We start from the raw sequence: 19,784 nt of genomic DNA on the forward strand, positions 1-19,784 counted from the left end.
CCTGCTCAAAGGTTGAGCAGGGCATTCAATCACGTGGGTCAAAATTCGATGAAAACTACATGTCTAGGTGGGTCAATTCTGGGTGAACGTCAACAGGGTAACTGCGCATGCATTGCGCGCAGGCCCCGATTGCTCGCTGGGGGGCAGTAGTCGGCCAGTTTGAGACATTCGATCGAGGCAGCAAGATCGTTGACGACAATGGGCTGAGTGCCGCTTTATCGCGGTGAAGTCCGAAGAAGGGTCTTCGGGAGGATCAGTGCAGCCGCCGCGAAGCCTAACCCACCGATACTTCCGAACGCAGTCCACGTTTCGAGCGATGTTGCGTTCATGATCAGCCAGCTGCCGCAGTAGTATCCCGCTGCGCCAGCAAGTGCCCCTGTGGCACTCAACACGCCAAAGAATGTGGCCTGACTTCCGTCAACAGCCAGCGAGCCAGTCATCGTTTCCAGTGCCGGAAGCATGGTCGTCTCAATAACCGTATATCCGGCGACGAACAAAAGAAACCATGCAAGGTTATTGAACGCAGCTACGCTGCTGAAGGCAATCGCGGCCGCCAGATAGGCATACGCGGTCGAAGTCGTGGGATTTAACCGGACAAGCCAGCGCTTCGCGGACAGCATGAATGCCAGTCCGATGACGCCGTTCACAACGTAGACAGCCGATGCCGCGTGCGGACCCGCAAGACGCCCTGCATACAGGGGAAAGGCAACGTAAAGCTGCGGGAATAGAAAGAACCATGGAAAGGAAACCACGATCAAGCGCCATAAATCGCGGTGAGTCGCAGCCGTGCGCAGGCTTGCAAAAACGGCACGGCGGCCCGATGTTTCGAGAGCTTCGACTGTTAACCGCAACACAGTCGCGCCCAGCAAGCCAAACAAAAGAGCACTTCCAACGAATGCAAAACGGACATCGATCAGACTCGCCAGTCCGCCGATTATTGGGCCGACTGCCGTTCCCATGTTCAGCATTTGGTTGTTGGCTGCGAACAGGTCAGAAAGCGATGCTCTCGGTTGGCGAGCCAGAATTCCGTACAGACCGGCCTCGTAACATGCAACGCCAGATCCGGCGGTAAAGGCAAAGCACACCCATGCAGTTACGTCAGTTGCGTAGCCGAAGCCAAGAAATCCCACCGCCCTCAACCAGAGCCCCAACACAATGAGCCGCCGGGAGCCAAAGCGGTCCGCCACCGCGCCGGCGATCAGCGGTAGCGCCTGTGCCGAAAGCATGTTCGCCGACATGACGGTTGCAAGCGCAACCGAGTTGAAACGCAGCGTCGTCGACATGTACAACGCGAGCAGTGGAACACTCATAAAGTGCGAAGCATTCATCACACCCTGCATGCGCAACAATGCCCGAATGTCGGGCGAGAAGGTCGAATTGGCCGATGCGTGCATCTTGCGCTCATGTAACCATCGTAGTATTTTGATGGTTACGTAAACTCTGCGCTTTTGCAATACGGAGAGGCAATGCCGGACCACAATCAGACTGCGCCGGGAGAGCTTGAAGCGGTGCGGCGGTTCATCAATACGTGGTCGATTCCAAACGACACGCGTAAGGCGACAGATGCACTGCCGGAATTGGCCCGCGCACCCGGAAGGTGGAACACTGAATTTCCGCGCCAACCGAGGTCGAGAGCCGACTCGCTGGACAGGCTACAACGGCTGCGCGCAGATTTGCGCAGCGCGTGCGACGGGGAACCCTCAGGCGACGAGGCACTGAACAAGTGGTTCAGCAGTGCCGCACTGGGTGTAAAAGCCCGATGGGAGGGTGGCACTACGAAGTTGGTCGTCGAATCGTCAGAAGCGAGCTTCGTGGGCTATATCGTAGCGGTGGTCGCAAATGCCATTGCGGCCGGCGATTGGCCACGTCTAAAGACTTGTCCCGATTGCCAGTGGGCCTTTTACGATCACACCCGGAACGGGAAAAAGCGCTGGTGCGGTATGACAAAAGGAGGGCCTGGCGGCAGGGCGTGCGGCACCATAGCTAAGGTCACAGCATACCGCGCTCGCGAGGCAATGAAGACTGGCGTTGCTTGACGTGTTTTTGCCGACGACTGGTTGCTGCGCGGTCTTTGGTCGCGCGGCACCGCCTCATTGAACGTCCGCTTTGCGGAACGCTGATTGTCCCTTGTGGGTCGGGTTGCGTCAGTCCGCTCTTCAAATTCATCGCCGGAAAGCGGCCAGTGGAGTTGAGCTTCCCGGAAGCGGCCAGTCGGCAGTGCGTACTCCCGACCCTGAGCTGCCGTTTGCCCCCGCGCGCCACAATGGCCGTTATGGTGCAAAAAGCGGCCAGTCCTTCCTCTCCGACCATGAGGTTGCCGTTGCGGAAGTCGCTATGGACGGGCGTGGGTCGCAGCGGCGCAGCCACTGGAACGCGAGTTCGAACACCGGATTCGCCGACCCGTAATCCGTCGTCATGGGCAGGACAACGGCTTCCGCGACATCGCGTTTAGAAGTTCCCGCCGGGACCGCCGCCGCAATAGAGAACTTGTCCCGAGAGATAGTTGGAGTCCGGCATGCAAAGGAAGCAGATCGGGCCCGCAGCTTCGAGCGCTGTGCCGGGGCGTCCGAGCGGGATCATCTTTTTCGATTTTTCGACCAGCGCCTCGCTGATGCCAACCTTGATCTCGCGGCCTTCGATATTGACTGTCGCACTCTCCTCGCCGGCGAAGGGAACGGTCAGGCGCGTTTCGATATGACCAAAGGCAACCGCATTCACGTTGACTTTCAGTCGGCCCCATTCCTTCGCGAGCGTCTTTGTCATGCCGAGGATGCCTGCTTTAGCGGCCGAGTAATTGATCTGGCCGGGATTGCCTCCGGCGGCGCCCGACGAGATATTAACGATCTTGCGAAATACCTCACGCCCTTCGGCGGCTTCGCTTTTTGCGGCAGCGCTGATAACCGGGTAGGCGGCGCGCAGGATGCGAAACGGCGCAGTGAGATGGCAGTCGATGATGGCGTGCCATTGTTCGTCGGACATCTTCTGGATCACGTTGTCCCAGGTGAAGCCAGCGTTGTTCACGATTATGTCAACGCCGCTGAAGTTATCGACCGCAGTGCCGACGAGCCGTGCTGCGAAGTCGTCCGCCGTGACGCTCCCGACACAGGCGACGGCCTCGCCACCTTGCGACCGGATAAGTTCGACGACTTCGTTTGCTGGTTCCGTATCGAGGTCGTTGATCACGACGCGGGCGCCGTCCGCGGCCAGTTTCAGTGCGACTTCACGGCCAATGCCGCGTCCCGACCCCGTGACGATAGCGGTCTTCCCTGCAAGCTTGCTCATACGCGGATTCCTTGAATTTCATTGGATGACGGGATGATTGTGCGGATCAGGGAGACCCCATGTCTGCGTTCGAACGATCGAATTTCAGCGGAGGTTCCGAGATGGTCCAAACGAACGGTTCGCCGTAGGCCGGCGCAGTGCAGGCGAGCGCCAGATTGCTCCATTCGACCGTCGATCCATGCGTGCAAGGCAAGTCAAACTCGCCGCATATCTCACATCGAAGGAGTATCTCCATGGGTAACAAGGTTGTTGTCGCCGGCGTCGGCATGATCCCGTTCACCAAGCCTGGGGCGAGCGACGACTATCACGTGATGGGGGCAGCGGCGGCCGCCGCAGCGCTTGCCGACGCGAGCATTGACTATCGCCTCGTCGATCAGGCCTTCGTGGGATACGTGTACGGCGATTCGACCTGTGGACAGGCCGCGGTCTATGGCGTCGGGTTGACGGGCATTCCGGTCGTCAATGTGAACAACAATTGCTCGACGGGTTCGACCGCGCTTTTTCTGGCGCGGCAGGCTGTGGAGAGCGGCGCAATCGAGTGCGCCATTGCGCTCGGCTTTGAGCAGATGGCTCCCGGGGCGCTGAAGGGCGCCTATACGGACCGCACGCCGCCAATGGCGCGGCACGCCGAAGTCATGGAGGGCCTGCAGGGTCTCGATCCGAACGCACCCTGTGCCGCACAGTTCTTCGGGGGCGCCGGGCGTGCCTATATGCAGAAGTACGGAATTGCGCGCGAGACGTTTGCGCGCATTTCAGTGAAGGCACGCCAGCATGCTGCACGTAATCCGTTGGCGGTGTTCCGCAATACCGTGACGCTCGAAGAGGTGATGGCGGCGCCATCCGTCTTCGACCCGCTCACCCAGCTGCAATGCTGCCCGCCGACCTGCGGAGCGGCGGCCGCGGTGATTTGCAGCGAAGCGTTCGCGCGCCGGCACGGCCTGGATACGAGCGTGGCCATTGCCGGCCAGGCAATGACCACGGACCGCGCGAGCACGTTCGACGATGGCGACATGCGCAAGGTCGTGGGCTACGACATGACGGTCGACGCGGCCGCCAAGGTTTACGCGCAGGCCGGCATCGGCCCCCAGGATGTCGACGTGGTCGAACTGCACGACTGCTTCACCGCGAACGAATTGATCACGTATGAGGGTCTCGGGCTGACGCCGGAAGGCACCGCCGAGAAGTTCATTCTCGACGGCGACAACACCTACGGTGGTCGCGTGGTGACCAATCCGTCCGGTGGTTTGCTGTCGAAGGGGCATCCGCTTGGCGCGACGGGACTCGCCCAATGCTACGAATTGACCCAGCAGTTGCGCGGGACGGCGGATGCGCGCCAGGTGGAAGGCGCACGCATCGCGCTGCAGCACAACCTGGGGCTTGGCGGCGCCTGCGTCGTCACGCTTTACGTGAAGCAGTAAAGGTACGGAGTACGAAAACCATGGACACTCGCAATTCGCCCTGGATTACCGAAGACCTCGTTATTTTCCAGGATGCCATACGCCGGTTCGTCGCTCGTGAACTCGTTCCGAACGAAGAGCGATGGGCAAAGCAGCAGCAGGTGGACAGAGAGGCCTGGCTGAAAGCCGGAGAAGTCGGGATGCTGTGTCCCAGCATCCCCGAAGAATACGGCGGCGGTGGCGGCACGTTCGCACACGACGCGATTATCACGCTGGAACAGACCCGTGCGGGCACGGCCAGTCTCGGGACCAACGTCCATAGCGGCATAGTTGCCCATTACCTGCTTCGCTATGCCACGGAAGAGCAGAAGCAGCGATGGCTGCCGAAGATGGCGCGTGGCGAGCTCATCGGCGCGATTGCGATGTCCGAACCGGGTGCCGGATCGGACCTCCAGGCGATCAAGATGCGCGCGGTGCGCGACGGCGATCACTACGTGCTCAACGGCTCGAAGACGTTCATCACGAACGGCATTCTTGCGGACTTGATTCTCGTCGTCGCGAAGACTGACCCGGCAAAAGGCAGCAAGGGAACGTCGATTGTGGTGCTGGAGACTGCGCAAGCCGAAGGCTTCCGCCGTGGGCGCAACCTCGAAAAGATCGGCCTGAAAGGCAACGACACGGCCGAGCTGTTCTTCGACGATGTGCGCGTTCCTTGCGAGAACCTGCTGGGCCCTGAGGAGGGCAAGGGATTCGTGCAGCTCATGCAGCAGTTGCCCCAGGAGCGCATGATCATTGCGCTCGGCGCGCTCGCCACGATGGAACGCGCGCTGGAGGAAACGATCGCGTACGTGCGCGATCGCAAGGTGTTCGGCCAATCGTTGCTCGACTTGCAGAACACCCGTTTCCGGCTGGCCGAATGCAAGACTGTGGCAACGATCGCGCGCACCTTCGTGGACGACTGCATGCAAAAGGTGCTGCGCGGGGAACTCGATCCCGAGACCGCCGCCATGGCCAAGTGGTGGTCCACGCAGCGCAGCTGCGAAGTCGTCGACGAGTGTCTTCAGCTCCACGGCGGCTATGGCTACATGATGGAGTACCCGATTGCGCGGCTGTATCTGAACGCCCGGGTCAGCAAGATCTTCGGCGGCTCCAACGAAATCATGAAGGAACTGGTGGCGCGGACGTTGTGAGCCCGAGCACGGGCAGGCTCGTCGTTTTACTCGAATCACGCGGTGGCGAGTCCCTTGAAGGATCCGTGACACACGGCACCAACGGGGGGCTTTTGCTCGCCGCAACTGAACGGAGCATCTGGCGATGAACGCCATGCGCACACGCATCACCGATTTGCTGGGCATTCGCTACCCCGTCATTCAGGGCGGCATGATGTGGGTCGGCTACGCCGAAATGGCGGCTGCGGTTTCCAATGCTGGCGGCCTCGGCATTCTCACCGCGCTTAGCCAGCCCACTCCCGACGATCTCGCGCGCGAAATCGAACGGTGTCGCAGCATGACCGATCAACCCTTCGGCGTGAACCTCACGATTCTTCCGTCGATCAATCCGCCGCCGTATGAGCGTTACCTCGACGTCGTTATCGACAGTGGCGTGAAGATCCTCGAGACCGCCGGCAACAATCCCCGGGCCTTCATCGACAAGGCGAAAGCTGCGGGTGTTCGGATCATTCACAAGTGCGTGGCGCTGCGTCATGCACTTTCGGCTGAACGCAACGGCGTAGATGCGGTGTCGATCGACGGTTTCGAATGTGCGGGACATCCCGGCGAGGACGACGTGCCGGGACTCGTGCTGATCCCGCTTGCGGCGCGCCGTCTGAAAATACCCGTAATTGCGTCCGGCGGTATCGCGGACGGTCGCGGCATGGCTGCTGCGCTGGCGCTGGGCGCAGAGGGCGTCAATATGGGCACACGGTTTTGTGCGACGCGCGAAGCGCCCATTCACAGCAACATCAAGCAAGCCATTGTCGCCGCCACCGAGCGTGACACGCGACTGATCTTTCGCACGCTGAACAATACGGCGCGCGTTTTACGGAATCGGGTTTCCGAGGAGGTCGTGGAAATCGAGCGCCGCCCCGGCGGTGCGCGTTTCGATGACATCCGGCACCTCGTGGCGGGCGCCCGCGGGCGGGCGGCGCTAGCGTCGGGTGACCCGGACGGCGGCATCGTCACGGCTGGCCAGTGTGCCGGACTGATCGACGACGTACCGACGTGTGCGGAGCTGATCGAGCGGATGGTCGCCGAATGCCGTGCCCAGCTAGGCGTGGCCACCGGCTATTTCGCTTGATGCGGCGTTGACGTGCAACTCGCGCTAATGCAGCAAGCCGAGGCGGCGTGCGATCGCTACCGCTTCGGTTCGCCCAGTCGCGCCAAGCTTGCTGTTAATGTTGCGCAGGTGCGATTTGACGGTGAATTCGGAAAGGAAGAGCCTGTCGGCGATGACCTTGTTGCGCAGCCCGAGCGCCAGAAGTTCGAGCACTTCGATCTCGCGGCCGGTTAGCGGATCCAGGAGGGCGGGCGGCGTGGGCATTGGCGAGGCGGTCAACGGCGACGTCGATGCTGCGGGAGCGTCATCGGGTCCCCCTGCAATCCCGATCACGCGCGCGGCGAACGCTGCGAGTCTGGTCTGCGTCGGATTGCGTGCGTACCAGGTCTTCAGGAGCCGCATCAGGCCTGCGCCTTCTTCGATGAACGTGGAAACGAATCCCTCATGAGCCGCGACCTCGAGTGCCGTGCCGAGGGCGTCCAGTGCGGGCTGTTCGCTGTTGCTGACGTTGAGGCACATCGCAAGCAGGATGCGAAGCTTCAGGGCACGTCGGCGCCGCTGCACGCTCTCCGATCGCTCGATGGCCGTGCTCAGCTCTTCGGCCAAACCGGCGGTGTCTCCCATTGCAACGCGCAGTCTCGCACGCGCTGCGAACGGCTCATCGACGTCGTTGGCCAGATAGGACAGTTCGGGCGAGGTCCAGTGACTGGTCAGGCCAGCGCTGCGCAGAGCGCGCTGGGCGGCATCGTATTCGCCGTCGAGCGTGGCCTGACGAGCGCGCTCCAGCCATGCGCTACAGACGATTCGCAACCCGCCCTCGCCACGCCCGAGCGCTTCGAGTTCGGCGAGTGTGCGCCGGGCAAGTTCGGTGTCTCCGCGCATCGTGGCGAGCCGCGCCGTCAGCACGTGGCTGATGATGAGCGAATCGTTCGTGCCACTGCTCTTGACGTAAGGCATGGCCGCGCCAAGCAGGTGCGCCGTCTCCTCGTATTCGCCGCATTCGTACAATGCTACCGCCAGTGGCATCGCCAACCCGGCGTGCGGTTTCCCCTGCGGTGAGGTTCCGTGCCTGGGTGGCACGCCATGCCGCCCGTCCAGCGCGAGGCGCGCGCGGGCGTTGTTTAACTGACCCTGCATCAGGTCAATGTGTATTTCGATGCTGGCGCCCACGTTCAGCATGAAACCCGCCTCGTGGTCCTGGTCGTGCTGTGCGGCGCGAGCGAGTATCGCCAGTGCCTCGTCGTGCCGCATCGCGACGGCGAGTCCCCATGCATAGGCATTGGCGACCGCAGCGCGATTGAAATAATCATCGGGCGGCAAGCGTTCGAGTCTGGCCTCGCCAAGCTCGCAGCAGGCCTGCACCTCATCCGTCATGGCGAGGATGACGAGTTGCAGTGCTCGAGCCTGCGCGCTTCCCGCCGAGGTCGGCGATTCGAGCAGACGCGTTGCATCGGTGAAGCGGCGGTTCAATGCGACTGCCCACGCGTAGTCGAGCAACAGGTCGTGGCGTCGCGCGAGGAGCGCGTGGGGAATCTGATCGAACCAGCGCGCGAGCAGGCGAACCCGGCCAGTCGCCCGCAGTGTGCCCACGCAGCTCGCGATGATGTCGAGCGCCTCCTCGTTCGCGTGGGCTTCGAGCAAATGCTCGACAGCCTGCACCGGGTGGCCGGCGCGGATATGCCAGTCGGCCGCGGCACGGTGCAGTTCCGGCGCGGCGCCTGGCAAATCCTTGTTGAGCCGGTCTCGCAGGAACTCTGCAAACAGACTGTGAAAGCGATACCAGGTGCCTGCTTCGTCTACGCGAAACAAGAACAGGTTGGCCTGTTCCATCGCTTCGAGCATGCGTGCGCTGTCGCGGCGGCCGAGTGCCGCGTCGCACAGTTCGGCGCAGAGCGGACCGAGCACGCTTGCGCGCAACAAGAAGTCGCGCGATTCGGCGTCCTGGCGTGCAAGCACGTCCTCGGCAAGATATTGCGCCAGTTCCCGATTCGAGCCGGAGAACGACGCGACGAAGGCTGCGTAGTCGGTGCGCGACTCGAGCGAAAGCGTCGCGAGGAATAGCGCGGCGACCCAGCCATCGGTGCTGCGGTGGAGCCTGGCGATATCGTCGTCCTGTAAGGGCAGACGTCGCTGCTCGCGCACGAAAGCGGTCGCTTCGTCCAGCGAGAAACGCAATGCGGCGGGGCCGATTTCCAGCATCTGGCCCCTTGTGCGCAGCCGCCCGAGATTCAGGTCAGGCATGGTGCGCGAGGCGATGACCAGTAATGAATGGTTGGGCAGGAGGTCGAGCAGCCGTCGCACATAGTCAAGCACGGGGGGCGCGTGAATGGCTTCGAACTCGTCGAGAAAAATCACGACGGGATGCGAACTGGCGGCGATGCGCTCCGAGAATTCGGCGTCGCCGTTGTCCTCGTCCGGCAGTCCGGCGGCTCCCGCTTCGAGATGCTCGACGAAGCGCGGCAGGTCGTTGTCCGAGCTATCGAGGCTTAGCCACAGCGTGTGTCTTCCCGACGCCTTTTCCGCAGCGTGGTACTGCTGCATCAACGTAGTTTTGCCGAAACCTCCCGGCGCACGTAGCAGAACGAGGCGCATGCCTGTGGCTCCGAGCGCATCGAGCAGCCGCTGGCGCGGCAATTGAAACGACAGGGACGGGGGTGGAGCCAGCTTGCTGGCTCTCACCGGGGATCGGTTGTGCTCCGAAGGAGGGCGCGATGCTTGCATGCTTTCTCGGACTGCGCTGTCGTAACGGCGGGCCGCTTGCCGCGAAGCCTAGATCATAAGCGTAGTCGGGTGGCTGGGCCTCGTTCGTTCGATCGATCGTTCGGACGAACGTCGTGGCAGACAGGATTACTCCATTCGACCGTGGTTTCCAGCGATTGCCGCGCACAAAATGGCTGCATTCTGTCCACAACCGGAGCCATCTCGTGGATTTCCGATTCAGCGATGAGCAGGTCATGTTGCGCGATACGCTCGCACGCTACCTGTCCGATCACTACCATTTCGATTCACGGCAGGCTGCGGCGCGTTCCGCTGCGGGTTGGCGTGCCGATTGCTGGAAAGCATTTGCGAGCGAACTCGGCCTGTTGGGCATCGGCGTTGCCGAACGCTTCGGCGGACTGGGCGGCGGGATGGTCGAGCACGTCGTCGTCATGGAGCAGTTCGGCAGGCATCTGGTGCTCGAACCCTATCTCGGTACAGCCATCCTCGCGACCGAAGCACTGCAGCACGGCAATGAGGCGCTTGCCGCCGGCGTGCTGCCCGCCATCGCTAACGGTGACGTCATCGCCGCCTGGGCTCACGCGGAGTCCGGCACGCGCCACGGATCGGCTGTGAGAACCCGCGCGCGCGCGGTGTCGGGCGGCTTTCTGCTGAGTGGGCGCAAGGCGCTCGTCGCCGGCGCGCCGTGGGCCACGCACATCATCGTGAGCGCCGACACGGAAGCCGGTCCGACGTTGTTCTGGATCGAGCGGGCTTCCGCCGGAGTGACCTTGCATGAATCGCCGACCTTCGACGGGGGCCGTACCGCGGACGTGTCGCTCGACGAGGTGTTCGTCGAAGAGGCGCAGTTGATTGGCGCGCCCGGTGCGGCCATGCCGTTGATCGACCGGTTGAACGACGTGGCGGCCGTGGCACTGTGCGCCGAAGCAACGGGCGCGACGGCGCGGATGATCGAGGACACGGTCGAGTACGCGCGCCAGCGCCGGCAGTTCGGCCAGGCCATCGGGAGCTTTCAGGCACTGCAGCACCGTATGGCTGATATGTACATGCTGCACGAGCAGGCGGTCGCGCTGACCCAGATGGCCGCCATGTCCATGGAGGCCGAACCCCGCACGCGCGCGCTTGCCGTCAGCACGGCCAAGGCGCATGTCGGCGAGGCCGGCCGCCGGATCGGTCAGGGCGCCGTGCAGATTCACGGCGGCATGGGCGTGACCGAGGAGACCGCGGTCGGCCACTACTTCAAGCGCGTCACTGCTATCGACCTGCAGTTCGGCAGTACCGCCTGGCACCTGCGCCGCTGCGCCGACCTGTGCTATCCCGTTGCCGCATGAGAGTTGCCATGGACCTGAACTACTCGACTGAAGACATGCAGTTTCGCGCCGAGGTGCGCAACTGGATCGCGGAAGCGTTCGACGAGCCGATGCGCGCGATGATGGCGCAATCGAAGAACGGCTATCTCGACAAGGCCGGACAAGTGCGCTGGCAAAAGGCGCTGCATGCGCGCGGCTGGGCCGCGCCCAACTGGCCGCAGGAGCATGGCGGCCCCGGCTGGTCGCCAACCCGCCGCCACCTGTTCCAGAGCGAACTGGCCGCCGCCGGCTGCCCGCCGGTGTCGCCGATGGGCTTCAAGATGGTGGCGCCGGTCATCATGAAGTACGGCACGCCGGAACAGAAGGCGCGCTTTTTGCCCCGCATTCTCGCCTCCGAAGACTGGTGGTGCCAGGGCTATTCCGAGCCCAACGCCGGCTCGGACCTTGCGTCGCTCCAGATGCGCGCCGTGCGTGGCCGCGACGCACAGGGCGACCATTATCTGCTCAACGGCTCCAAGATCTGGACCACTCACGCGCAATGGGCGGACTGGATCTTCTGCCTCGTGCGCACGTCACGGGCAGAGCGCCCGCAGGAAGGCATCACCTTCGTGCTGCTCGATATGCGCACGCCCGGCGTCACGGTGTCGGCGCTACCCACGCTCGATGGTCCTTGCGATGGCCAGCAGGAGGTCAACCAGGTTTTCTTCGACGATGTGCGTGTCCCCTTGGAGAATCGCATTGGCGAGGAAGGCATGGGCTGGGCCATTGCCAAGTACCTGCTCGAATTCGAACGCGGCGGCAGCTACGCGCCGATGTTGCGTCGCCAGCTCGACAAGGTTGCCGCCATCGCCGCCGACCAGCCGTGCGAGGACGGCACCGGCCGTCTCATCGACGATCCGGTTTTCCGTCAACGTCTCGCTGCGATGCACGTCCGAGTGGCGGCGGCGGAGGCGACCGAACTCCGGGTGTTCTCGAGCGTCGCGTCGGGAGCGTCGATCGGTGCCGCGTCGAGCATGATCAAGGTGATGGGCACCGAAACCGCACAGGCCATCTCCGAGCTGGCAGTGGACGCGCTCGGTCCCTACGCGTTGCCCTTCGTGCAGGACACCTGGGCAGAAATTCAGGGTCGCGCAGCGAGTCCCCGCCTCGGGCCGGACTACGCCGCGCCGGTCGTGCCGCGGTATTTCAATTACCGCAAGGCGTCGATTTACGGTGGATCGAGTGAGATCCAGCGCAACATCATCGCCCGGCAGGTCCTGCGGCTCTAGGCGTCTCGCCGGGACTGGGAAGCGTCGCACAAAACAACAGGAGACACTGCTCATGCAGACGGACTATCTCGCGACACTGCCAAGCGCGGTTCGCCACTTCGCGGTCGAACGACCGCAAACCGTCGTCTACGCGTTCGAAGGCCGTGAAACGACTTTCGAGGCGTTCGATCGCCACAGCGACCGGGTCGCCCAGGCGTTGGTGCAAGACGGCGTGAAGCCCGGCGATCGCATCGCGTACGTCGGCAAGAACAGCGACCACTACTTCGAGCTTTTCATTGGCGCCGCCAAGATGGGCGCGGTCATCGTCCCGGTGAGCTGGCGTCTCGCGGCACCCGAAGTGCAGTACATCCTTTCGTATAGCGATGCCGTGCGTCTCTTCGCAGGCCCCGAATCGTGCGCACTCGTACGCGGGCTGTTGCCGGAACTGCCGTTGGTGCGTGGCGTTGTGGCAATGGAAGGCCGCGAGGTCGGCTGGCCCGCTTATGCGGACTGGCGCGACGCGCAGCCGGACGTGGCGCCCGCTCATGAACCGCAACCGCAGGATGTCGTCCTGCAGCTCTATACGTCCGGCACCACAGGCAAGCCCAAGGGCGTCATGCTCATGCATCGCAACCTGACCTCCGGCACCCGGATCGCGCTGCACGACAGCGCCGACTGGTCGAAGTGGCGCGCCGACGACATCTCGCTCGTGGCCATGCCAGTCGCGCACATCGGCGGCTCGGGCTGGGGGGTGCGGGGGCTGTTGTCGGGCTGCAAAGGCGTAGTGGCACGCGAATTCAATCCACACGCGGTGCTCGACTTCATCGAACACGATCGCGTCAGCAAGCTCTTTCTCGTGCCCTCGGCCATGCAGATCGTCCTGCGCGATCCGCGCGCCCGGCAAGTGGACTACTCGCGCCTGCGACACATGTTGTACGGTTCGTCGCCGATTCCCGCCGCGCTCTTGCGCGAAGGCATGGAGGTCTTCAAATGTGGGTTTGTGCAGCAGTACGGCATGACGGAGACCACGGGCACGATCGTGGCGCTGCCGCCTGAAGACCACACGCTGGCCGACGTGCCCCGTATGCGCGCGGCCGGCCGCGCGATGCCGGGTTGCGAGGTTGCTGTGGTCGGACCTGACGGCAAGCGCCTGCCTACGTTCGAAGTGGGCGAAGTCGTGATCCGCTCGCAGCAGAACATGGCGGGCTACTGGAAGCAGCCGGAGGAAACCACCCGCGTCGTGGACGCCGATGGATGGCTGCGCAGCGGCGACGCTGGTTACATGGACAATGACGGCTACCTGTACATCTACGACCGCGTCAAGGATCTGATCATCAGCGGCGGCGAGAACGTCTATCCTGCCGAGGTGGAAAGCGCGATTTATGGCCACCCCGCTGTCGCCGACGTCGCGGTGATCGGCGTACCCGACGACAAATGGGGCGAGGCTGTGAAGGCGATCATCGTCTTGCGTGCGGGTTCCGCTCCTGATGAGGAAAGCATCCTCGCCTGGACTCGCGAACGGGTGGCCGCATTCAAGGTCCCCAAGAGTATCGACTTTGTCGATGCCCTGCCGCGCAATCCCTCCGGCAAGGTGTTGCGGCGTAGCCTGCGCGAACCCTTTTGGGCGGGGCGCTTGCGTCAAGTGAACTGAGACTGGACGAACACCAACGAACTCGCCGATCTCAGCCTGCAAGGTGCCACGCATCATCGACATTGTCGATGCGCTCCCGAAATCCGCCACCGGTAAGATCGAGTGGCGCAGGCTCCAGGAGAGTAGTGACGCCGGGGCGATAGTACGCTAAGGGGCGCTCTGGTGATGATGGATTTCAGTGGCAAATAATAAATAGGAATACTAGATAAATATATTTGGAAGCGAGTGCCTCATGGCCCGCGTGTCGTGATTCTTCGCATTTGTCCATCCGGTTTCACACGCAGTACCTGCAACGCAACCCAACCTGTCAATCGACGGGAACATAAGAGAGAAAGGAGACATGCATGCGTTTGAAGCCGATTTGTCACGGAGTGAGTGCGATGCTGTTGACACTCGCGACGGGTGCCGCCATGGCTGATCCGTCGAGCGTGACGCTCTACGGCGTAGCTGACAGTTTCCTCCAATATTTGAACAATGGAGGCAACGGCTCTGTGTCTATGCGTAGCGGCGGTAACACCGGGTCGATGTTCGGCCTGCGCGGGACCGAGGACCTTGGTGGAGGGCTAAAGGCCCAGTTCGTGCTGGAGAACGGCTACAACATCAACAACGGCTCGGGATTCGTTGACACCACGGCGATGTTCTATCGACAGGCCTGGGTGGGACTGAGTCACGACGCGTACGGATCGTTGACGTTCGGTCGACAATATGAGCCAAGCTTCCGGATTATCTATCCCTCTGATCCGTTTCGCGCGAACGAAATACTCTCGCCGCTTGCGGCGGGAGTATTGGCCGTCGACCGCAATACGCTATCAACGCAATACATTGCGGGGCGAGCCAGCAATTCGATTCTCTACCAGTCGCCCGTGCTCGGTGGTGTCCAGCTGAATGCGATGTACGCGTTTGCGTCGAGTATCACGCAGCCAGCTGTGGCGACGATGGGCAACATTCTCGATCTCTCGGTGTCGTACAGCGGTTACGGACTCTTTGCAGGTTTCGGCTACCAGTATCAGCATTCCGGATTCGAGGCCGTTCCAGGCCTTCCCGTCGCACTGACGCTGGCCGATACAGAGCACTTTTCCGCAGCGCTCACTTATCGCATTGGCATCGTGAACCTCATGGCCAACTACTCGTACAATCGCGCCAAAGCCGTACCCGAGCGATCGCTTGCGGCAACGCTGGGCACATCACGCTCATACAACCTCGCTGAAGCTGGTGCGACGATCCAGGCGACGTCTGCGGACTTGTTCGAAATCGCCGGGATTGAACGCAGCGTGCGTGGGGTGGACGATGGCACTTGGGGTATCCAGGCCGGCTACGATCATTCGATCTCGAAACGCACGAACCTCTATATGCGTGTGGGTTACATGAAAAATCACGGTGCGGGAACCATGAGCTGGCCGGGTGTCAGTGTCACCGCGGCGGGCACGTCACAGACGCTGGCCGTGATTGGTATGACGCACCGCTTCTAGGACCTGCGTTCAATCGTGAACTGTGTGGTGTCTGCGGGCGCTATTTCGGGTCTGCTGCCGCCCACTCGCGCGTTTGTGTCGTGCGTCCCGGCAGGGTTATGAGGTACGCCCGGAATAGGGCGTCCTGGACGTCACCTCATCTTCCATTGGCGTCGGCAAGACGAGGCACCCGCGTAGGTCGGGTAAAAGGCAGGAAGCGGACACTGTAGCGTCCAGCCGGCGTCGGGCGCGAACGGCCGCTCCTGGCCGAATTCGGACCGACGCTGTCAGTGGTAGCCGGCCCATCGCGTTCAGTCTCTGCTTGACTGCCTCCGACGACTGCTAATTGTGTTGACGCATCCGCTCGACGGTGCACGTGACGAGCGTGCCAGCGTTTTGCACGCACGGGCCGCCCTTTGTGCAGCAGGATTTTCAATGTCCAGCCACCGTCAACGCGGCGGGATGGACATGACCCGGAGTTGAGGCCTGCTCAGGGTTGACCCACGAGGTTGGAAACTTGCGCGACTTGCTGCAACGATGCGGTCGTTGGTGCGGGGTGCGCGATCAGCAGAACGCGGTGTTGGGCTCGAGGCTTCGTGTCTGCGCTGTGGGCGCGCTTTTCAGCGCCCGCCAAGTGCGCGTGCCGCCTCGATTGCAAGCGGTGAGAAGCGCCGGACGAACGCCGCTTTAGTCCAGTCGGAACAAGAACCGGCAATGTGGACGGCGCCTAGCGGCCGGCCGTCACGATCGAGCACGGCGCTCGCAAGCGCCAGTTCTCCGAGCAGACTTTCTTCTTCTGCGACCGCGAAATTGCGTGATCGCGCTTCTTCGATCTTTTCCTTGATGCGGAGAAGATCGGTTTCCGTTTTCGTGGTCAACGGCGTGAGCGTGGAGCGGCTCAGAATGTCGTCGACTTGTGCGTCGTCCAGCTTCGATAGCATGGCGCGCCCGCCCGACGAGCAGAACGTCGGAATGCGCCGGCCAATGAGCGTTGCATAGTACGTCTGTCGCTTCGACTGCCGGCGCAGCGCATAAATGATGTGCACGTCGTCGAACAGGCTCAGGTCGACGCGCTCGCCGGTTTCCTTCTGCAATTCCTCGAGGATCGGTGTGGCCCGTTCGATGAGCGTCGAATTGCGGAGGAAGTCAAAAGTGCGCGCGAGGATTTCCTTGCCCAGCACGAGGCCGCGTCCTCCGTCCGCCTTCTCCAGATAGCCCTTCAGCACGAGCGTATGCGCAAGACGCTGGCTCGCGCTGCGGTCCAGCCCGGTGAGATTGGCCAGTTCGCCGAGGCTTAGCGGTCCGCCCGTCGATGCAAACGCCTCCAGCAGATCGAGCCCACGCGCGAGCGACTGCACGTACAGGTTGTCCTTTGTTGCCACACGCCCTCCTGCATCCTCACGGATATTTTTCCGGTTGCGAACGATTATAAAAAATGCCAAGATGGCCATATATCAATGCAACTGTATTGATATTTAATACAGGTGTCAAGCGAAAAAATCGACCGGCCGGACATCTGCTGACAGGCGTAACGCCACGCAGCCAGGTTCCGGCGATTCATACTGGCCCAACACGACACAATGCGAGACTACGAATACCTTGAACTGGATGGCGTTGCGCTTTCGGAATTGCTGGCAACCGGCGAGACATCTTCCGAAGCACTGCTGGCGTGCGCGATTAGCATTGCCAGGCAAACGAATCCCGCGCTGAACGCCATTTGTTATCCCGACTACGAAGCCAGCATGCAACTTGCGCGCGACTGGCGGCCGAGCGGTGCTTTTCGCGGCATTCCCTTTTTGCTCAAAGACTCGGGCTTAGCGTCGGCACGGCTGAATTCGAAGCTCGGCTCGTCGCTCTTCGACAGCATCCAGTACAGTGCCGACTCGACGCTCGTGGCGCGCTTCGCGGATGCCGGGTTGATTTCGTTCGCCCGTACCACCGTGCCGGAGCTGTGCATGGCGCCAACTACGGAAGCCACGCAAAACGGCGGCCCAACGCGCAATCCGCATGATCATTCGCGATCCGCTGGCGGATCGAGTGGCGGCGCTGCGGCTGCCGTCGCGACCGGTATCGTTCCGGTTGCGCACGGCAGTGACGGCGCGGGCTCGATTCGCATTCCCTCGTCGTGCTGCGGCGTCTTCGGCCTGAAGCCTTCGCGGGGGCGCGTGCCGATGGGTCCGTACCGTGGTGAAGGGTGGGCGGGTCTTGCGGCCGACGGCGTGATCAGCCGCACTGTTCGCGACACGGCGGCGGCGCTCGACGCCGTTTCCGGTTTCGAGCCGGGTGCGCCATACTGCGCGCCGCCACTCAGTCGGCCTTTGATCGATGCGGTGCACCGGCCGTTCGACCGCCCGCTGCGTATTGCCGTGTGGAAGGAGCCGCTGGACGGAATCGCGCTCGCTCCCGAGTGTGCTGCCGCTGTCGATGCGACCGCGCAACTCCTGCGCGATCTCGGCCACGAGGTCGAATATCGGCCGCCGCCCGCCGGTCTCGACTATGAAGATTTCGTTGCCGACCACATTCGCGTGCTTGCCGCGAACATCGTGCTGTCCGTCGACGCGCGGCTGAATGTGCTGGGACGCAAGCTCCGCGACGGCGACCTGGAGCCGGCGATTCTCGACGGGTACGAACTTGGAAAAAGCATTTCGGCCTCGCAGTACGCTGCCGCGGTGACGCGGTTTCACTCGCTTGGCCGACTCCTCGATGAGCCGTTCGAGCACTACGACATCGTGCTGACCTCGACGCTCGCGCAACTGCCCGCAAGGCTCGGATCACTGTCGATGAACGACTCCTTCACGTCGTTCCGGGCAAAGGTCGGCCGCTATTCCACCTATTTGGCAATCCTGAACGCATCCGGTCAGCCCGCCGCAAGCGTCCCGACATACTGGACAGAGAACGGCCTGCCGGTCGGTTCCCAACTCGTCGGCCGCTTTGGCCGCGAGGACCTGATCGTTCAGCTCGCGTCGCAGCTGGAATCCACGGGCACCTGGCAGCCAGCCCGGCGACGTCCCCAATTTAACGCATAAGCAATGAATAACCGCTCAGAGGCAGCAATGGCAAACAGTCTGACCACCGCGCCCACCGTCGAAGCCGAAACCGGCGTGGAGAAGCTCGCCTATGCAAAGGTGACGCTGCGCTTGATTCCCTTGCTGTTCATCTGCTACGTCGCCGCGTATCTCGACCGCGTGAATGTCGGGTTCGCGAAGTTGCAAATGCTCTCGGACCTGCAGTTTAGCGAGACGGTCTATGGCCTTGGCGCCGGCATTTTCTTCATCGGCTACGCGCTGTGCGAAGTGCCGAGCAATATCATTCTTCACAAGGTCGGCGCGCGCACATGGATCTCGCGCATCATGATTACGTGGGGCGTGCTGGCCGGCGCCATGGTGTTCGTGAAGACGCCAACGTCGTTCTATATCGTTCGCCTGCTCCTGGGCATTGCCGAGGCCGGCTTTCTGCCCGGTGTGGTTCACTACCTGACCTACTGGTTTCCGAGCAGCAAGCGGGGCAAGGTCGCGGCGATCTTCTTCACGGCCATTCCGGCTTCCGGCGTGATCGGCGGGCCGCTGTCGGGCTGGATCATGCAGTCGATGAACGGTACGCACGGCCTGGCCGGCTGGCAATGGATGTTCGTGATCGAGGCGGTTCCATCTGTGCTCCTCGGTCTGCTCATCCTGTGGAAGCTGCCGAATCGCGTAGCCGACGCAAAGTGGCTCACGCAAGAGGAAAAGCACGCACTGCAAGGCGCAATCGACGCCGACGACGCACAGAAGTCGAGTATTCCCGTGAGCCGCATCTTCACGGACCGGCGTGTGCTTACGCTGATCGCAGTGTGTTATTGCATGGCCCTCGGCTCGTATGGAATCAGTTTCTGGCTGCCGTCGATCATCAAGGCCACAGGCATCAAGAGCTTGCTCGAAATCGGTGTGCTTTCGGCCATTCCTTCCGTGGCGGCCATTGTCGGCATGATCCTGTTCGGGCGTAGCGCCGACCAGCGCCGCGAAAGAAAATGGCATCTCGGGGCGGCGATCGCCATTGGGGGCGTTGGCATGCTGCTTAGCGTAGTCTTCAGCACGAATACGGCCGCGGCGCTTGCAGCACTATCCATTGCCTCAATTGGCGTATTTGCGGCGAACCCGCTGTTCTGGAGCTTGCCCACTGCATTCCTTTCCGGTGCGGGGGCGGCAGCAGCGGTCGCCTTCATCAACTGCACGACGAGCACGGCGGGCTTCGTGAGTCCCTATCTGATCGGCTGGATCAAGGAGACGACCGGCAGTACCAACGCCGCAATGCTGATTCTCGCCGCATGCAACGGCATTGGGCTGCTCATTCTCGCGACGTCGGTTCCGGCGAAGCTGGTCAATCGCTAGCCGCTGTCATCGTCGCCATGCGAAGCCGCTGGCTATCGCTCAACAAGCCAACAGGAGTGCAACATGCCTTTGAAACTCCCCCAGGGAAAG

General features: G+C 62.3%; 14 protein-coding genes. 10 read left to right on the forward strand and 4 right to left on the reverse strand.

Translation table 11 applies throughout. The features are described from left to right. Nucleotides 1-215: 215 nt before the first annotated feature. A complete protein-coding gene (locus C7401_RS42740; protein WP_112178096.1) occupies nucleotides 216-1,394 on the reverse strand; it encodes an MFS transporter in 1,179 nt (392 codons plus the stop codon). A gap of 72 nt (nucleotides 1,395-1,466) precedes the next feature. Here C7401_RS42740 and C7401_RS46225 point away from each other — a divergent pair, with 72 nt between their 5' ends. Then, nucleotides 1,467-2,036, forward strand: coding sequence for a CGNR zinc finger domain-containing protein (locus C7401_RS46225; protein ID WP_112178097.1), 570 nt, complete (start codon nucleotides 1,467-1,469; stop codon nucleotides 2,034-2,036). Between the two features lie 412 nt (nucleotides 2,037-2,448). On the opposite strand, the gene C7401_RS42750 is transcribed toward C7401_RS46225, so the two are convergent. Then, entirely contained in the window at nucleotides 2,449-3,282 is an 834-nt protein-coding gene (locus C7401_RS42750) for an SDR family NAD(P)-dependent oxidoreductase (RefSeq protein ID WP_112178098.1), read from the reverse strand. Between the two features lie 233 nt (nucleotides 3,283-3,515). Here C7401_RS42750 and C7401_RS42755 point away from each other — a divergent pair, with 233 nt between their 5' ends. The 3 genes from C7401_RS42755 to C7401_RS42765 all read left to right on the forward strand — a co-directional run bounded on the left by C7401_RS42755 (nucleotide 3,516) and on the right by C7401_RS42765 (nucleotide 6,974). Then, nucleotides 3,516-4,700 carry a lipid-transfer protein gene (locus tag C7401_RS42755; protein ID WP_112178099.1) on the forward strand — a complete coding sequence of 395 codons (1,185 nt, stop codon included), beginning with the start codon at nucleotides 3,516-3,518 and terminating at the stop codon, nucleotides 4,698-4,700. A gap of 20 nt (nucleotides 4,701-4,720) precedes the next feature. After that, nucleotides 4,721-5,869, forward strand: coding sequence for an acyl-CoA dehydrogenase family protein (locus tag C7401_RS42760; RefSeq protein WP_112178100.1), 1,149 nt, complete (start codon nucleotides 4,721-4,723; stop codon nucleotides 5,867-5,869). Between the two features lie 133 nt (nucleotides 5,870-6,002). Beyond that, nucleotides 6,003-6,974 carry an NAD(P)H-dependent flavin oxidoreductase gene (locus tag C7401_RS42765; RefSeq protein WP_112178133.1) on the forward strand — a complete coding sequence of 324 codons (972 nt, stop codon included), beginning with the start codon at nucleotides 6,003-6,005 and terminating at the stop codon, nucleotides 6,972-6,974. 24 nt (nucleotides 6,975-6,998) lie between these two features. On the opposite strand, the gene C7401_RS45280 is transcribed toward C7401_RS42765, so the two are convergent. Continuing rightward, nucleotides 6,999-9,674, reverse strand: coding sequence for a winged helix-turn-helix domain-containing protein (locus C7401_RS45280; protein ID WP_181565829.1), 2,676 nt, complete (start codon nucleotides 9,672-9,674; stop codon nucleotides 6,999-7,001). A gap of 203 nt (nucleotides 9,675-9,877) precedes the next feature. Between C7401_RS45280 and C7401_RS42775 the strand changes: the two genes are divergently transcribed. The 4 genes from C7401_RS42775 to C7401_RS42790 all read left to right on the forward strand — a co-directional run bounded on the left by C7401_RS42775 (nucleotide 9,878) and on the right by C7401_RS42790 (nucleotide 15,348). Then, complete coding sequence (locus tag C7401_RS42775; protein ID WP_112178102.1) at nucleotides 9,878-11,002, forward strand: acyl-CoA dehydrogenase family protein; 1,125 nt, start codon at nucleotides 9,878-9,880, stop codon at nucleotides 11,000-11,002. A gap of 8 nt (nucleotides 11,003-11,010) precedes the next feature. Next, entirely contained in the window at nucleotides 11,011-12,249 is a 1,239-nt protein-coding gene (locus C7401_RS42780; RefSeq protein ID WP_112178103.1) for an acyl-CoA dehydrogenase family protein, read from the forward strand. Between the two features lie 52 nt (nucleotides 12,250-12,301). Then, nucleotides 12,302-13,879: a fatty acid--CoA ligase gene (locus C7401_RS42785; protein ID WP_112178104.1), complete on the forward strand. Its 1,578-nt coding sequence runs from the start codon at nucleotides 12,302-12,304 to the stop codon at nucleotides 13,877-13,879. 344 nt (nucleotides 13,880-14,223) lie between these two features. Next, nucleotides 14,224-15,348 (forward strand): porin, encoded by a 1,125-nt coding sequence (locus tag C7401_RS42790; protein ID WP_258397468.1) that lies wholly within the window; start codon nucleotides 14,224-14,226, stop codon nucleotides 15,346-15,348. Nucleotides 15,349-15,947: 599 nt separating this feature from the next. Here the strand turns inward: C7401_RS42790 and C7401_RS42795 are convergent. Next, nucleotides 15,948-16,709 (reverse strand): IclR family transcriptional regulator, encoded by a 762-nt coding sequence (locus C7401_RS42795; protein WP_258397469.1) that lies wholly within the window; start codon nucleotides 16,707-16,709, stop codon nucleotides 15,948-15,950. 198 nt (nucleotides 16,710-16,907) lie between these two features. On the opposite strand from C7401_RS42795, the gene C7401_RS42800 reads away from it, so the two are divergent. Both C7401_RS42800 and C7401_RS42805 read left to right on the forward strand, forming a co-directional pair. Further along, entirely contained in the window at nucleotides 16,908-18,353 is a 1,446-nt protein-coding gene (locus C7401_RS42800) for an amidase (protein WP_112178106.1), read from the forward strand. A gap of 27 nt (nucleotides 18,354-18,380) precedes the next feature. Next, a complete protein-coding gene (locus C7401_RS42805) occupies nucleotides 18,381-19,694 on the forward strand; it encodes an MFS transporter (RefSeq protein WP_220092909.1) in 1,314 nt (437 codons plus the stop codon). Nucleotides 19,695-19,784 lie beyond the last annotated feature (90 nt).

The sequence above is a fragment of the Paraburkholderia unamae genome, from assembly GCF_003268775.1.
Taxonomy (GTDB): domain Bacteria; phylum Pseudomonadota; class Gammaproteobacteria; order Burkholderiales; family Burkholderiaceae; genus Paraburkholderia; species Paraburkholderia unamae.